Here is a 15,758-nt window from a genome sequence, read left to right on the forward strand (position 1 = left end):
CGCACTTCCATTTCGACCAGTTCCAGCAGTTCCGCGTCGTCGACCAGGTCGCACTTGTTCAGGAACACGATGATGTATGGAACGCCAACTTGGCGGGCCAGCAGGATGTGTTCGCGGGTCTGTGGCATTGGGCCGTCAGCTGCGGAGCACACCAGGATCGCGCCGTCCATCTGCGCTGCGCCGGTGATCATGTTTTTGATGTAATCGGCGTGGCCTGGGCAGTCAACGTGAGCGTAGTGGCGCGCTGCGGTTTCGTACTCGACGTGGGCGGTGTTGATGGTGATGCCGCGTGCTTTTTCTTCCGGAGCTGCATCGATCTGGTCGTATGCCTTAGCTTCGCCGCCGAATTTTTTCGACAGTACGGTTGCGATCGCAGCGGTCAGGGTGGTCTTGCCGTGGTCAACGTGACCAATGGTGCCGACGTTGACGTGCGGCTTGGTCCGCTCGAATTTCTCTTTTGCCATTTTAGACTCCTAACGATTTGATGAGATTGCCAGGGCTCGCGCCCGACTGTCTTGATGCCGAGCGTGACGCTCCTGCGTACTACGAATTCTGGTGCCCTTTACGTGGATTGAACACGTGGCCTCTCCCTTACCAAGGGAGTGCTCTACCACTGAGCTAAAAGGGCTAATTTGTTGCGATGCACACCTAATGCAGTGCAGGACACTGGAGCGGGTGAAGGGAATCGAACCCTCGTCGTAAGCTTGGAAGGCTTCTGCTCTACCATTGAGCTACACCCGCGAGGTTTCGTTCATTCACTTCTTTACCACTCAGCATTCCTGCAAACAACTTGGTGGAGGGGGCTGGATTCGAACCAGCGTACTCGAAAGAACAGATTTACAGTCTGTCGCCTTTAACCACTCGGCCACCCCTCCGCGAGGAACCGCAGAGTATGAAGCAACTTCTTTGACTTGTCAACACCGGCCTGAAGTATTTCTTTCAGTGGTGAAGAACCGTCTGCTTCGGGGCGAGATTGTAGCCGTACCTCCTGCAAAAGTGCAAGTGTTGTTTTTCGAAAGTTTTTTTCCTATACAATCGACAACATCCAAACGCACGGGAGCCGGGATTTGAAGAATCGATCGGGACGCTGGGCCAACTGGCGCGGCCTGCTGCTGGCCAACCTCGGGCTGTGCGCCCTGTACTACCTCAGCGGCCGCGCCGGCCTGCTGCTGGCCCTGCCGCCCGGCTACGCCTCGCCCTTGTTCCTGCCGGCCGGCATCGCGCTGGCCGCCGTCGCCGTTGGCGGCGCCCGCCTGCTGCCGGCCGTCGCGCTGGGCGCGCTGGCGATCAACCTGGTGTATCCGGCGCTCAGCGCGCAGGGCGTCAGCGGCGGCGCCGTGCTGGCCGCCGCCTTCGCCGCGCTGGGCGCCACGCTGCAGGCCTGGGCCGGCGCCCGCCTGCTGCGGCGCCACGTCGAACCGGGCCTGGCCGCCGGCCGCGACATCGGCCGCTTCCTGCTGCTGGCGCCGCTGGTGGCGCTGATCTGCAGCAGCGTGGCGATGGCCGGCATGGTCCTCGGCGGCGTGCTGCGGCCCGAGGCGCTGGGGCCGGACTGGATGGCCTGGTGGATCGGCGACAGCATCGGCATCCTGCTCGGCGCGCCGCTGAGCTGGATCGCCATCGGCCGGCCGCGCGCGCTGTGGTGGCGCCGGCGCTACTTGGTCGGTCTGCCATTGTTGCTGGCCAGCGCGGCCTGCGTCGCCATCTACCTGCAAGCCGACCGCTGGGAATCGACCCAGCAGCTGCAAACCTTCCGCCTCAAGGCGCAACAGACCGGCGACCTGCTGCAGGCCCAGTTCAGCGAGCACGAGCGCTTCATCTACGCCATGGCCAAGGCGCTCAACGGCGAGCGGCAGCGGCGCCTGACGGCCGAGGACTTCGGCAACCTGGCGCACGGCTACCTGGACCAGCGCCCCGAGCTGCTGTCGCTGGCCTGGCTGGTGCCGGTCGAGGACGCCGAGCGGGCCGCCTTCGAGCGCTGGGGCGGCGAGGCCATCGCGCCCGGCTTCACGATCCGCGCGCCCGATCCGGCCAGCGGCCGGCTGGCGCCCTCGCCGCCCAGGCCGCGCTACCTGGCGGCCACCTTCATCGAGCCTGCCAGCAACCGCATGTTCCAGGGCCTCGACTTCCTCGCCGAGCCGGTGCGCGCCGGCGCCGTGGCGCGGGCGCGCCAGTCCGGCCAGCCGACCGCCAGCGCGCCGATGGTGCTGCAGCGGCGCGAGGGCAAGCTGCGCGGCATGCTGCTGCTGCAGACCACCACCGCGGCGGCGCAGCGCGGCCAAGGCATGGGCGTGCTGCTGATCGGCCTGCAGATGGACGGCTACCTCGACCAGGCGGTCAAGCAGAGCGAGTTCCCGCACTTCCTGATGCGCTTCGAGGACAGCGACGAGGACGGCGCGCTGGCGCTGGTGCGCGACCAGCTGGGCCGGCCGGCGCAGGCCGGCGACTACCAGCGCCAGCTGCACTTCGGCGGCCGCATCTACCAGCTGACGCTGGCGCCGACGCCGGCCTACCTGCGCCAGCAGCGCGGCTGGCAGAGCTGGACGGTGCTCAGCTGCGGCCTGCTGCTGACGGCCCTGCTGGGCGCCCTGCTGCTGCTGATCAGCGGCGAGCGGGCGCGCATCCAGGCCCAGGTCAAGGACGGCACGGCGCGCCTGCGCGAGCGCGAGGCGCGCCTGCAGGCGATCCTCGACAAGGCGGCCGACGCCATCCTGACCATCGACACCGACGGCTTGCTCGAGTCGGCCAACGGCGCCGCCGGGCGCCTGTTCGGCTACCCGCCGGAGCGGCTGGCCGGCATGCCGCTGGCGCGCCTGCTGCCGGTCGGCGCGGCCGGCCCGGCGGCGCTGCTGCGCGCCATCGCCGAGGGCGCCAGCCACGAGCACGAGGCGCAGGGCTGGCGCAGCGACGCCAGCACCTTCCCGCTGGCGATCTCGGTGAGCGAGGTCGAGCTGGCCGACGGCCACCTGTTCGTCGCCATCCTGCACGACCTGACCGAGCAGCACCGCGCCCAGGAGCGCATCCACCGGCTGGCCCACCACGACCCGCTGACCGGGCTCGACAACCGGCTTTCGCTGCACCTGCGCCTCGAGCTGCTGCTGGCGCAGACGCGGCGCAACGGCACGGCGGCGGCGCTGCTGTTCATCGACCTCGACCACTTCAAGAAGATCAACGACTCGCACGGCCACCAGACCGGCGACCTGCTGCTGGTGGCGGTGGCGCAGCGCCTGCAGGAGCTGCTGCGCGAGGTCGACACCATCGCCCGGCTGGGCGGCGACGAGTTCATCGTGGTCACCTCGGGCGGCACCACGCCCGACGCCGCCAGCAACATCGCCGTGCGCATCGTCGCCGCGCTGGCCGCGCCCTACCACCTGGACGGCAAGACCGTGCACAGCGGCGCCAGCGTCGGCGTGGCGATGTTCCCGGCCGACGGCGACGACGCCGACACCCTGCTGCGCCACGCCGACACGGCGATGTACGCCGCCAAGAGCCAGGGCCGGGGCAACTTCCAGTTCTTCTCGGCCAGCATGAACGCCGCCACCCACGAGCGCCTGCTGCTGGAAAACCGCCTCTGGCTGGCGCTCGAGCAGGGCGAGTTCGAGCTGTACCTGCAGCCCCAGGTGGCGCTCGACGACCTGCGCATCATCGGCGCCGAGGCGCTGCTGCGCTGGCACCATCCGGAGCTCGGCCTGGTCGGGCCGGACCGCTTCATCCCGATCGCCGAGGAGTCCGGCCTGATCCTGCCGCTGGGCGACTGGGTGCTGCAGCAGGCCGTCGAGCTGCTGGCCGGCTGGCGCGCGCGCGGCCTGGGCCGGCTGCGCCTGGCGGTCAACCTGTCGGCGCGCCAGTGCCACGGCGCAGGCCCGCTGGCGCAGCTGGACCGCCTGCTGGCCGGCGCGGGCATCGACCCGGCCCTGCTCGAACTGGAGATCACCGAGTCGGCGGCGATGCAGGACCCGGAGCGCAGCCGCCTGCTGCTGCGCGAGCTGCGCGCGCGCGGCATCAAGGTGGCGATCGACGACTTCGGCACCGGCTACTCCTCGCTGAGCTACCTCAAGCTGTTCGAGCTCGACCGCATCAAGATCGACCGCAGCTTCGTCAAGGACATCGAGAGCGACCCGAACGACGCCGTCATCGTCGAGGCCACCATCGCGCTGGCCCACTCGCTGGGGCTGGCGGTGGTCGCCGAGGGGGTCGAGACGGCGGCGCAGCGCGACTTCCTGCGCGCCAAGGGCTGCGAGGAGGCCCAGGGCTACCTGTTCGCCCGGCCGATGCCGGCGCTGGCCTTCGAGGCGCTGCTGCAGCCGCTGGCCAAGCGCGCCTGAGCCTCGGGGCGGCGGCGCCGGCGCGGTCGGTTCACGGCGGCGGCGCCAGCGCCGCCAGCACCTGCGCCTTGAGGGCGCGGATCAGCGAGGCCTCGTCGGCCGGCACGCCCTCCGGCGCGGCGTGCACGCGGTCGGCGTAGAACAGGCCGAGCGGGGCGCCGGCCAGCACCAGCGGCAGCACGATGAAGCTGCGCGCGTCCGGCAGCAGGGCGCGGTGCCAGGGCGGCAGCAGCTCGGCGATGTTGGGGGCGAAGGCGTCGGCGATCATCAGGTCGGCGTCGTTGTCGAGCGCCAGGTGGAACAGGTCGCCGCCGCGCAGCGAGAAGGCGAAGCCGGCCAGGCGGGCGGCGTTCTGCTCGCCGAAGGCGATGCGGGCGCGGTACTGGCCGGCGCGCACGTCCTTCAGGCAGACGGTGGCGAAGCGGAAGCCCATGCTGCGGTACAGCGTCTCGAGCACCGCCTGGATCAGCTGGTTGGCGCGCACGGCGCCGGCGGCGCGCATCTGCGCGCGCATCTGGCTGACGTCCTGCACGCCGGCCAGCAACAGCTCGCGCGCCTGCAGCGGCTTGCCGCTGGGGTGCAGGCCGGCGCCGCCGGCGTCGAGCGCCAGCGTGGCCTGGCGCAGCGCGGCCGGCAGGCTGTCGGCCGCGCCGGTCGGCGCCGGGGCCAAGGCCGTGGCCAAGGCCGGGGCCAAGGCCGTGGCCAAGGCCGGGGCCATCTGCATGCTGTCGAGCAGGCTGTCCATCTCGCGGCCGACGGCGCCGAACAGGGCGGCGACGCGGCCGGCGTCGAGGTTCAGCGCGGCGCCGTAGCGCAGCGCCAGCGCGGCCCCCTCGGCGCCGGCCGGCTCGACGCGGCGCACCAGCAGGCGCGCCGCCTCGGCGCTGAAGGCGACCACCTGGCGCATCCACTCGTGGCGGTTGGCGGCCGGGCGCAGCACGCCGGGCGGCGGCGCGCTCAGGCTGTGGATGATCAGCTCGGGGATCTTCCACTCGTGCAGGATGGCGGCCGACAGCGCGTCGTAACTGCTGCCCAGCACCTGCTGCGAGGCCTGGCCCAGGCTCAGCGCGCCCTGCCCGGCCAGCGCGGCGATCTGGCCGAACAGTTCGTGCTCGCGCGAGGCGATCAGCAGCGCGCCGATGTTCTTGAACAGCGCGCCGATGGCGGCCTCCTCGGCGCCCTGCCAGGCGCCGCTGCGCGCCAGCTCGCGGCCGAACAGGCTGGCGCACAGCGCCGCCTCCAGCTCGTGGCGCACGCTGTGGGCGTGGCGGCTGTTGGCCAGCGTGTCGACCAGCAGCATGGCCAGCGCGCTGGCCTTGACGTGGTCGAAGCCGAGCAGCGAGATGGCGCGCGAGACGGTGGTGACGGTGCCGCCGGCGGCGCTGCGGAACAGCGGCGTGTTGGCCTGGCGCAGGATCTTCTGGGTCAGCGCGACATCGGCCAGCACGAAGTAGGCCAGGTTCTGCGCGCCCTGGTCGTCGGCGTCGGCCAGCTGGACCACGCGGGCCACCGCCGCGCCCAGCGCGAACAGGCCCTCGTCGCTGCACAACTGCTTGAGCAGCTGGCCGCGCGCGGCGCGCGGCGCCTCTTGCGGCGGCGTGTTCGAGGCCAGTGTCATGGCGTTCCCGTGTGTGTGGCGGCGGCGCGGCGGTGGCGGGGGGCCAGCGCGCGCCGCGCGCCGCGCCGGCGCGGTGCCGGCTTCCACAAAGTATAGTACGGCGGCGCGGCGGCGGCGCGCCCGGCGGTGGGATTTGGTGAGTTTTCGCCGCCGGAATGCACAACCGGCGCGCCGGGTCCGGCGCCGGCCGGCCGCCTAGTCGGGCGTGTGGCCGATGCCCGGGTCGCGCTCGATCAGGTCGAGCAGGGCCGCCACCACCTCGGGGTCGAACTGCTTGCCGGCGCGCTCGGTGATGTAGCTCATCACCTCGGTGTGCGGCCACGGCTCCTTGTAGGGGCGCTTGTGCAGCAGCGAGTCGAACACGTCGACCACGGCGACGATGCGGGCCGAGACCGGGATGTCCTGGCCGGCCAGGCCGTTCGGGTAGCCGGCGCCGTCGAAGTGCTCGTGGTGGCCGCCGGCGATCTCGGCGCCGTAGGTCAGGTAGCTGACGCCGTCGACCATGTTGGCGGCCCGTTCGAGGATCGAGCGGCCGACCGCCGCGTGGGTCTGCATCTGCGTGCGCTCGTCGGCCGTGTGGATGCCCGGCTTGAGCAGGATGTGGTCCGGCGTGGCGACCTTGCCGACGTCGTGCAGGATGGACGCCAGGCCGATCATGTCGAGCAGCTGCGCGGTGAGCTGCGCGTCGTAGACGCCGCGCGCCTTCATGCGCTGGGCCAGCGCGGCCGACAGCTGCTGGACGCGGCGCACGTGGCCGCCGGTGCCGCTGTCGCGGAACTCGGCCAGGTCGGCCAGCGCCACCACGGTGGCCTCCTGCGCCTTGCGCAGCTGGCCGAACATGTACAGGTTGTCGAAGGCGGCGGCGATGCGCTGGCTGAACACCTCGAGCAGGTCGCGCTGGATCTGCGCCAGCGGCCACGGCGGGGTGACCGAGATGGCCACCTCGCGGTTCTCCTGGGTGTGGATGAACAGCACGTTGGCCGGGTGCTCGAACTGGCTCTTCTTCTCGGCGAAGGCCTTGGCGATGGTCGGCCACAGCGGATGCCCGGGCGGCATCAGCTCGACCTCGTTGAGGCCCGCGTAGCCGCCGGTGGCGGCCACCACGGTGGTCACGCCGGTGTCGCCCTGCATCAGGCAGAGCACGCCGTCGGCGCCGACGTCGAGGATCGCCGACACCTGGTTCAGCACGCCGGAGGCGAACTCGCGCAGCGAATGGATCTGGTACAGGTTGGTGGCGCCGGCCAGGATCTTACCCAGGCCGATGCGGCTGCGCTCGAGCATGTTCAGGCTCTCGTAGGCGCGCAGCGCCGAGATCACCGTGGTAAACAGCTTCTGCGTGGTCAGCTCGGTCTTGGCCTTGTAGTCGTTGATGTCGTATTCGATGATGACGCGCTGCTCCGGCGCCTGGCCCGGCTGGCCGGTGCGCAGCACGACGCGGACGATGGCGTTGTGCAGCTCCTCGCGGATGCGCCGCGCCAGGATCAGGCCGGCGTCGTCGGTCTCCATCACCACGTCGAGCAGCACCAGGGCGATGTCGGGCGTGTCGCGCAGGATCTCGAAGGCCTCGCGCCCGCTGTGGGCCGAGAACAACTCCAGCTCGCGCCCCTTGAAGCTGACGTTGCGCAGCGCCAGCCGGGTGACGGCGTGGACGTCGACGTCGTCGTCGACGATCAGCACGCGCCACAACCGCTGGTCGGGCGGCGCCAGGCCGGCCGGCTTGGCCACCTCCTCGTCCTCGTCGATCAGCCAGTTGTCGTCTGCGGTGGAATCGGTCATACGGTCTCCTGGAGGTGCGAACGCGGCGCTCGCCCGGCGGCGGCCGGCGACCGTCCCGAGCCTAGCATAATCAGATTCGCCCAGCGTGACAACCCCCATCGCGGCGGCGCGCCGGGCGGCGCCGGCGCCGCCCCCGACAAAATGCAAAAAGCCGTACGGCCGCGCTCGTCAGCGGGCGCCGACTCTGCTACTCTTTGAGCATAGTGCCATGGTTGCGGGTCGCCACCCGACTCACCGAACTACCACCGCCGCCCGCCCGGGCCGCGCGCCGGGGCAGCCGCCCGGCGGTGTCTTCTCTACAAGGACCATACCATGCAAGAATCCACCAGCAACGCCAGCAGCAGCACACACGCCTCCGGCAAGGAGATCGCCGGCCACGAGTACCTCGCCTTCACGCTCGGCTCGGAGGAGTACGGCATCGACATCCTCAAGGTGCAGGAGATCCGCGGCTACGAGGCGGTCACCCGCATCGCCAACGCGCCGGCCTTCATCAAGGGCGTCATCAACCTGCGCGGCATCATCATCCCGGTGGTCGACATGCGCATCAAGTTCAACCTGGGCGAGCCGGTGTACGACCAGTTCACCGTGGTCATCATCCTCAACATCGGCGGGCGCATCGTCGGCATGGTGGTCGACTCGGTGTCCGACGTGACCACCCTGACGCCCGAGCAGGTCAAGCCGGCGCCGGAGATGGGCAGCGCCTTCAGCACCGACTACCTGATCGGCCTGGGCACCATCGACGAGCGCATGCTGATCCTGGTCGACATCGACCGCCTGATGTCGAGCGCCGAGATGGGCCTGATCGACGTCCAGGCCGCCTAGCGCCGCGCCGCCCGCCGCCACGCCCCAGGGAGCCGCCATGAACCTCGCCCAATGGAAGATCAAGACCCGGCTGGCCGCCGGCTTCGGCCTGCTGGTGCTGATGATGTTGGCCACCAACGCCACCAGCATCGGCCGCTTCGGCTCGATCGGCGGCAGCACCAAGGCCATCGTCGAGCGCGACTGGCCCAGCGCCTCGGCCGCCGAGACCATCGACTCGGCCGCGCGCGAGGACGCGCGCCGCACGCTGGCCCTGTTCATCGTCGACGACAAGGGCCTGCGCGCCAAGAGCTACGAACGGATCGACCAGGACAAGAAGGCCATCGACGCCGCCCTGGCCACGCTCGACAAGCTGACCGACTCGCCGGGCGAGCGGGCGCTGCTGGCCAGAATCGCCGCCGCGCGCGCCGCCTACACCAGCTCCTTCCTGAAGGTGGCCGACCTGGTCGAGGCCGACGACAAGGAGAAGGCCGCCGCGCTGATGAACAGCGAGACCTTCCCGGCGCTCGACGCCCTGCTCGAGCTGACCCAGGCGATGGTGGCGCAGCAGAAGGCCGACATCGAGGGCGGCGGCCGCCAGGCCACCGGCGACATCGACTTCTCGCGCCGCATGATGATCGCCATGGGGGTGGCGGCGCTGCTGGTGTCGGCCGCGCTGGCCTACTGGATCACCGCCTCGATCACCGGCCCGCTCAACGAGGCGGTGGCGATCGCCCAGTCGGTCGCCGCCGGCGACCTGACCACCCGCATCGAGGTGCGCTCGAACGACGAGACCGGCCTGCTGCTGGGCGCGCTGCGCGAGATGAACGCCAGCCTGGCGCGCACCGTCGGCGAGGTGCGCCAGAGCACGGCGACGATCGCCACCGCCTCCGGCCAGATCGCCTCGGGCAACCTGGACCTGTCGGGCCGCACCGAGTCGCAGGCCAGCTCGCTGGAGCAGACCGCCAGCTCGATGGAGCAGCTGACCGGCACCGTCAAGCAGAACGCCGACAACGCGCGCCAGGCCAACCAGCTGGTGATTTCGGCCTCCTCGGTGGCGCTGCGCGGCGGCGCGGTGGTGGCCCAGGTGGTGCAGACCATGGGCTCGATCAAGGACAGCTCGCGCAAGATCGCCGACATCATCGGCGTCATCGACGGCATCGCCTTCCAGACCAACATCCTGGCGCTGAACGCCGCCGTCGAGGCGGCCCGCGCCGGCGAGCAGGGCCGCGGCTTCGCCGTGGTGGCCGCCGAGGTGCGCGGCCTGGCGCAGCGCTCGGCCACGGCGGCCAAGGAGATCAAGGGCCTGATCGACGACTCGGTGGCCAAGGTCGACGGCGGCGGCGCGCTGGTCGACGAGGCCGGCCAGACCATGGACCTGATCGTCACCTCGGTCAAGCAGGTGGCCGACATCATGGCCGAGATCACCTCGGCCAGCCAGGAGCAGAGCCTGGGCATCGAACAGGTCAACCAGGCCATCGCGCAGATGGACGAGATGACCCAGCAGAACGCGGCGCTGGTCGAGCAGGCCGCCGCCGCCGCGCAGAGCATGCTCGACGAGGCCGGCACGCTGTCGCGCTCGGTCAGCATCTTCAAGCTGGCCGACGGCCAGGGCGACGCGGCGCCGCAACTGGCGCCCCGCGCCGCGCCGGCGCAGGTGCCGCTGAGCGTGGCGGCGGCGGCCCGGCCGCTGCCGGCCAAGGCCACGGCCAGGCCGGCGGCGCCGCCCGCCGCGGCGGCCAAGCCCAAGCTCAAGCCGAAGGCCAGCGCCGAGTCGGAGTGGGAGGAGTTCTAGCGCGCCCGGGCGGCGCCGGCGACGGCAAAGCCGCCCCGCAAGCAAGGGGTCTGACCCCGTACGGGGTCAGACCCCGGCCGTGGCGGATCGGCTTGCGGGGTGCTGCGTGCAATTCGGGCCAAGGCACGCGCCAAGGCGGGGCGCCTCAGTTGCTGGCGGTGGCGGTCTTGCGCTGGCCCTCGCAGCCGGCCTGCTCGGCGCCGACGTCGAGGTTCTGGTAGCGGATCTCGTACTTGCCGCTGGCGAGCTGGTCGACCACCAGCTTGTCGTGCGCCTGCACGAAGGCGTAGCGCACGTTCGAGTGGCGCTCCATGTCGTAGACCTTGATGAAGACGGCCGAGGCGTTGCCGGCGTTGTCCAGGGTCAGCTGCATGTCCTCGCCCTTGTTACCAACAGGAAATCCATCGATGTAGCCGGAGCGGGTCGGCCAGGGTTCGCCGTTGGGCGACATCAGCGTTTGGCTGGGCGCCTCGCAGTCGGCCGCCGCGCCCGGCAGCACGATCTGCGACAGCGCCACCACCTTGATCGGCGCCATCTTGGTCGTGCTGGCCTCGGCCGAATAGGGTTTGGCCACGGCCCAGCCGTCGGGCGGCGCCTCGGCCTTCGGCTCGAGGCGCGGCTCGGGCCGCGCGGACGGCTCGGCGCGGCCCTCGGCGCGGGCGCCGCCGGCCGGCTCGGCCTTGCCGTCCCAGGCCGAGGCCAGCAAGGTGGCCACCTGGCGCGGCTCGGCCACCATCAGCGCGCCGCCGGTCCAGCCCAGGCCCAGGCAGACGGCCAGGCCGAGCCACCACGGCCAGTTGCGCCGCCGCGGCCGCGGCATGCGCGCCTCGTCGTCGTCGGCCCAGGCCTGCGCCGGGCCGTCGCCGCCGCCGCCGCCGCGATGGCGGCCCTCCTCCTGGCGGGTGCTCTCGAGCCACTCGATCTCCCACTCCTCGGCGGCGATCCACTCGTCGTGCTCCTTGCGGCGCTGCTGGTCGGACAGGGTGCCGTAGGCGCTGTTGAGGATGGCCATGATGCGCGCAGCCTTCTCATCCCCCGGATTCTTGTCCGGATGGTATTTTTGGCTGAGCGCCTTGTAGGCGGCACGTATGACTTCCTGCGGCGCCATGCGCGACACCTTCAGGTTGTCATAGTGAGTGTGTATCTTTCCCATCGGTCCATTTAGTTTAACGAGCGCGCCGCGATCCGACCATCATAGCCGATCCCGGCCGGCAAAACGCAAAGTCGAACTGCGCCATGTCATGGCCATTCTGACAATGATGCTTTTCTTTCACAAACGATGGCTGCGGTCGGCCGCCAGCAGCGCGGCCGGCAGTTCGACGCCCCGCCCCACCGCCAGCACCTTGAACAGCTCGCCCATCTCGGCCGGCGAGACCAGCTTGTGCAGCGCGTTGGCCTGCGGCAGGTAGCGGCGCGCGTCGGCCGGGTCGGTGCGCAGCAGCAGCTCGCCGATGCCGGCGCCGACCAGGAAGCCGGCCTGGTTCATATAGGCCAGCACGTCCAGGCCGGCGTCCTGCGCCGCCAGCGCCATCGCCGTGAAGTCGACGTGGGCGGTGATGTCCTGCAGGCCGGGCAGGTAGAAGGGGTCGGCGTGGGCGTGGTGGCGGTAGTGGCACATCAGCGTGCCGGCGGCGCGCTGGCCCAGGTAGTACTCGTGCGCCGGGAAGCCGTAGTCGAACAGCAGCGCCGCGCCGCCGTCGCCGGCCAGCAGCATGCGCGCCAGCGAGGCCATGAAGCCGCAGGCCAGGCCGTGCACCTCAGTGACGTAGCCGACCGGCAGCTCCTCGTGCGCCGGGATCTGCCGCGCGACCTGCGCCGCCAGGGCGGCGTCGGCGGCCACCTCGAGCCAGCCGAAGGCGCCCTCGCGCACCGTCACCTGCAGCTCGCGCCAGCCGTCCGGGTGCTTGCTGACCAGCTGCACCGGCATGGCGTCGAGCACCTCGTTGCCCAGCACCACGCCGGAGAAGGCCGGCGGGAAGTCGTCCAGCCAGAGCACCTGCGGGAAGGCGGCCAACGCCAGCTGCTGGCGGGCGCGCAGCTCGCCGGACAGCTCGACGATGGCGTACTGCTCGACGGCGACGCCGGCGGCGGCCAGTTCCGTCAGGATGTCGTGCGCCAGCTTGCCGGTGCCGGCGCCGAATTCGAGAATCCGTGGCGCGCTTTGCGCCATAATAGCGGCTGCGACATGCGCCAGCGTGGCCCCGAACAGGGTGCTCATCTCGGGCGCGGTTGTAAAATCGCCATCTTTGCCCAGTTTCGCGGCGCCGCCGCTGTAGTAGCCCAGATCGGGCGCGTACAGGGCCAGCTCCATGAAGCGGGCGAAGGAAATGGCGCCTGCGTGCCGCTCGATCTCGGCGGCGATCAGGTGCTGCAGGGCGTGGGACGCGGCCAGCGCGTCGGGGGTGGGTGCGGGTAGGGACATACCGGCATTGTAGCCAATCGGCGCGCCCGACCGCCAGCGGCGCCGCCCGCCAACCAGGAAAAGACCAGATACATGACGACAGCAACAGAACAATCCACCCCCGGCGCGGCGCCGGACGGCGCGCCGGTGGCACTGGGGTCACCGGTGCCAGTGGCACTGGGGTCACCGGTGCCAGTGGCACTGGTGACCGGCGCCGGACGGCGCATCGGCCGCGCCATCGCGCTGGCCCTGGCGGGCGCCGGCTGGGACGTGGCGGTGCACTACCGCCACGCCGGGGCCGAGGCGGCCGAGGTGGTGGCCGCCATCGCCGCGCTGGGCCGGCGCGGCGTCGCCCTGCAGTGCGAGCTGGCCGACGAGGACGCCGTGCGCCAACTGCTGCCGCGCGCCGCCGCCGCGCTGGGCCCCGTCTCCTGCGTGGTCAACAACGCCTCGCTGTTCGACTACGACAGCGCGGCCGACTTCACCCCGGCGCGGCTGGACCAGCACATGCGCGCCAACCTGAGCGCGCCCATCCTGCTGGCGCAGGCCCTGCACGCGGCCACGCCGGCCGGCCGGCAGGCCGTGGTCATCAACCTGCTCGACCAAAAACTGTACAATCTCAATCCTGATTTTTTGTCGTACACGCTGTCCAAGGCGGCGCTGCACACCGCCACCACCCTGCTGGCCCAGGCGCTGGCGCCGACCGTGCGGGTGGTCGGCATCGCGCCGGGCATCAGCCTGGTCTCCGGCGAGCAGACCGAGGAGCAGTTCGCGGCGGCGCACCGGCGCACCCCGCTGGGCCGCTCCAGCACGCCGCAGGACATCGCCGCCGCCGTGCTCTACGTGGCCGGCGCGGGCGCGCTGACCGGCACCACGCTGCTGGTCGACGGCGGCCAGCACCTGACGCCGCTGGCGCGCGACGTGATGTTTCTGACCTGAGCCGCGCCACAACGTTGTCACCGAATCCAACCGTATCCGCACCCCCGAAAGAAGGTAAAACCATGTTGTCCGCCCTGTACCACCCCCGCCTGTCCGACTGCCGCCGCCTGTTCCTGCGCAACTACGAAGTGCTGATCAACATCGGCGTACACGACTTCGAGAAGAAGGGCGAGCAGCGCGTCCTGATCAACGTCGACCTGTACATCCCGCTGGCCGTGTCGACGCCGAAGGACGACCAGCTCGACGAGGTGGTCGACTACGACTTCATGCGCGAGACCATCGCCAAGCGCATGGCCCAGGGCCACGTGCAGCTGCAGGAAAGCCTGTGCGACGACGTGGTGCGCGCCATGCTGGCCCATCCGCGCGTGCGCGCCGCCCGCGTCTCGACCATGAAGCCGGACGTCTACCCCGACTGCGAAGGCGTCGGCGTCGAGGTGTTCCAGATCAAGGACAGCGTATGAACGCCGTCATCGAGAACCTGAACGGCGCCGCCGTGCCGGCCGCGCCGGCCGCCAGCGTCAAGTCGATGGAGAAGACGGCGCTGGAGAACAACAAGCTGCACAAGCGGCTGTGCCGCCTGGTCGGCCAGGCGATCGGCGACTTCAACATGATCGAGGACGGCGACAAGGTGATGGTCTGCCTGTCCGGCGGCAAGGACAGCTACGCCCTGCTCGACATTCTGATGACGCTGCGCGAGCGCGCGCCGATCAACTTCGAGATCGTCGCCGTCAACCTGGACCAGAAGCAGCCGGGCTTCCCCGAGCACATCCTGCCAAGCTACCTGACCGAGCTGGGCGTCGCCTTCCACATCGAGAACCAGGACACCTACAGCATCGTCAAGCGCCTGATCCCCGAGGGCAAGACCACCTGCTCGCTGTGCTCGCGCCTGCGCCGTGGCATTTTGTACCGCGTCGCCGACGAGCTGGGCGCGACCAAGATCGCGCTGGGCCACCACCGCGACGACATCCTCGAGACCTTCTTCCTCAACATGTTCTTCGGCGGCAAGCTCAAGGGCATGCCGGCCAAGCTGGTGTCGGACGACGGCAAGCACGTGGTGATCCGGCCGATGGCCTATGTGAAGGAGGAGGACAGCGAGCGCTACGCCGCCGTCAAGGGCTTCCCCATCATCCCGTGCAACCTGTGCGGTTCGCAGGAGAACCTGCAGCGCAAGCACATCAAGGCCCTGATGCGCGACTGGGAGAAGAAGTTCCCCGGCCGCGTCGAGAGCATCTTCTCGGCGCTGTCGACGGTGGTGCCGAGCCACCTGATGGACCGCGAGCTGTTCGGCTTTGCCGACATCAAGGCCGACGGCGTCGCCAACCCGCTGGGCGACATCGCCTTCGACGAGGAGCCGTGCGCGACGCCGACCGCGGCGTTCGGCACCATCCCGCTGCAGCCGCAGTAAGGCCGGCGGCGGCAACAACGGGCCGGCGCCCTGCCGGCCCGCAAACCGGCGCGCCGCCCGGGGCGTATAATTTTCTCGATACCCGGCCGGAGAGACACCATGAGCAAAGCGCTTTCAATCGAGCTGAAAATTTCGCAGGAACTCAGGGACGCCGTCGACGAATTATCGGCCGCGTCGGGGAAAACGGCCGAGCTGATCGCCGAAGAAGCCCTGCGGCATTATGTGGATTGGCTGGATTGGCGCCACGAACAACAACTCGACCTGGATGCCGCGATCCTCGCCGCCGACCGGGGCGAGTTCGCATCGGACGACGAGGTGAAGGCATTCTTCGCCCGTCATGGCGCATAAGCTCAAACTGGCTTGAAGTCGGCATGCCTTGGCTGACCTTGAGCGCATCATCAACTACATTTCCAACGACAAGCCAGACGCGGCGGCGCGATTCGCCGCCAGCATCCTCAACAGGGCAACAGCGCTGACGACGATGCCCGGCATAGGCCGCGAGGTCAGGCCCGGCGTCAGGGAACTGATCGTCCATCATCATTACTTGCTGACCTACCGCGTCAGCTCGGACCGGGTAGAGGTCCTTCAGGTTTGGCACACCGCGAGAAAACGCCCAGTTTGATTGCGGACTTGCATCAGTCGCTAGAGTCATTAGTCATTGGGAGTCATTAGGGTCAGTGCCGACATTCGGACACGGCCTC

At 70.0% G+C, this 15,758-nt stretch carries 13 protein-coding genes and 3 tRNA genes; 8 read left to right on the forward strand and 8 right to left on the reverse strand.

From position 1 onward, the window contains the following. The 4 genes from BM252_RS06310 to BM252_RS06325 all read right to left on the reverse strand — a co-directional run. Positions 1-464 (reverse strand): GTP-binding protein (locus tag BM252_RS06310; protein WP_139236320.1); only part of this gene is annotated, 464 nt, incomplete at its 3' end. Positions 465-553: 89 nt separating this feature from the next. Continuing rightward, positions 554-628: transfer RNA gene (locus BM252_RS06315), tRNA-Thr, on the reverse strand. A gap of 39 nt (positions 629-667) precedes the next feature. After that, a tRNA-Gly gene (locus BM252_RS06320) sits at positions 668-741 on the reverse strand. 50 nt (positions 742-791) lie between these two features. Next, positions 792-875 (reverse strand) — tRNA-Tyr (locus BM252_RS06325). Between the two features lie 192 nt (positions 876-1,067). Between BM252_RS06325 and BM252_RS06330 the strand changes: the two genes are divergently transcribed. Next, positions 1,068-4,325: an EAL domain-containing protein gene (locus BM252_RS06330; RefSeq protein ID WP_093385203.1), complete on the forward strand. Its 3,258-nt coding sequence runs from the start codon at positions 1,068-1,070 to the stop codon at positions 4,323-4,325. Between the two features lie 31 nt (positions 4,326-4,356). Here BM252_RS06330 and BM252_RS06335 read toward each other — a convergent pair whose 3' ends face one another. Both BM252_RS06335 and BM252_RS06340 read right to left on the reverse strand, forming a co-directional pair. Next, positions 4,357-5,943: an HDOD domain-containing protein gene (locus BM252_RS06335; RefSeq protein ID WP_093385205.1), complete on the reverse strand. Its 1,587-nt coding sequence runs from the start codon at positions 5,941-5,943 to the stop codon at positions 4,357-4,359. A 195-nt stretch (positions 5,944-6,138) separates the two neighbouring features. After that, a complete protein-coding gene (locus tag BM252_RS06340) occupies positions 6,139-7,719 on the reverse strand; it encodes a DUF3369 domain-containing protein (protein WP_093385208.1) in 1,581 nt (526 codons plus the stop codon). Positions 7,720-8,031: 312 nt separating this feature from the next. Between BM252_RS06340 and BM252_RS06345 the strand changes: the two genes are divergently transcribed. Then, the gene (locus BM252_RS06345) at positions 8,032-8,541 is read left to right on the forward strand and encodes a chemotaxis protein CheW (protein WP_093385211.1); all 510 of its coding nucleotides are present in this window, start codon (positions 8,032-8,034) and stop codon (positions 8,539-8,541) included. A gap of 37 nt (positions 8,542-8,578) precedes the next feature. Beyond that, positions 8,579-10,312, forward strand: a complete 1,734-nt coding sequence (locus tag BM252_RS06350; RefSeq protein ID WP_093385213.1) for a methyl-accepting chemotaxis protein — start codon at positions 8,579-8,581, stop codon at positions 10,310-10,312. 145 nt (positions 10,313-10,457) lie between these two features. Here the strand turns inward: BM252_RS06350 and BM252_RS06355 are convergent, their stop codons facing one another. Together BM252_RS06355 and BM252_RS06365 are read right to left on the reverse strand one after the other, a co-directional pair. Then, entirely contained in the window at positions 10,458-11,465 is a 1,008-nt protein-coding gene (locus BM252_RS06355) for a J domain-containing protein (protein WP_174900438.1), read from the reverse strand. 117 nt (positions 11,466-11,582) lie between these two features. Continuing rightward, positions 11,583-12,734 (reverse strand): class I SAM-dependent methyltransferase, encoded by a 1,152-nt coding sequence (locus BM252_RS06365; protein ID WP_093385218.1) that lies wholly within the window; start codon positions 12,732-12,734, stop codon positions 11,583-11,585. Positions 12,735-12,806: 72 nt separating this feature from the next. On the opposite strand from BM252_RS06365, the gene BM252_RS06370 reads away from it, so the two are divergent. From BM252_RS06370 to BM252_RS06390, 5 genes are all read left to right on the forward strand, one after another. Continuing rightward, positions 12,807-13,652, forward strand: coding sequence for an SDR family oxidoreductase (locus BM252_RS06370; RefSeq protein ID WP_093385221.1), 846 nt, complete (start codon positions 12,807-12,809; stop codon positions 13,650-13,652). Between the two features lie 62 nt (positions 13,653-13,714). Next, entirely contained in the window at positions 13,715-14,113 is a 399-nt protein-coding gene (locus BM252_RS06375) for a dihydroneopterin aldolase (RefSeq protein ID WP_093385223.1), read from the forward strand. Then, complete coding sequence (gene ttcA, locus BM252_RS06380) at positions 14,110-15,057, forward strand: tRNA 2-thiocytidine(32) synthetase TtcA (protein WP_093385226.1); 948 nt, start codon at positions 14,110-14,112, stop codon at positions 15,055-15,057. Before BM252_RS06375 ends, ttcA begins: the two co-directional genes overlap by 4 nt. A 99-nt stretch (positions 15,058-15,156) precedes the next feature. Continuing rightward, positions 15,157-15,405, forward strand: a complete 249-nt coding sequence (locus tag BM252_RS06385) for a CopG family ribbon-helix-helix protein (protein WP_093385228.1) — start codon at positions 15,157-15,159, stop codon at positions 15,403-15,405. A gap of 28 nt (positions 15,406-15,433) precedes the next feature. Beyond that, entirely contained in the window at positions 15,434-15,679 is a 246-nt protein-coding gene (locus tag BM252_RS06390; RefSeq protein ID WP_093385231.1) for a type II toxin-antitoxin system RelE/ParE family toxin, read from the forward strand. The last annotated feature ends 79 nt before the right edge of the window (positions 15,680-15,758 follow it).

The organism is Rugamonas rubra, assembly GCF_900114705.1.
Lineage (GTDB): Bacteria > Pseudomonadota > Gammaproteobacteria > Burkholderiales > Burkholderiaceae_D > Rugamonas > Rugamonas rubra.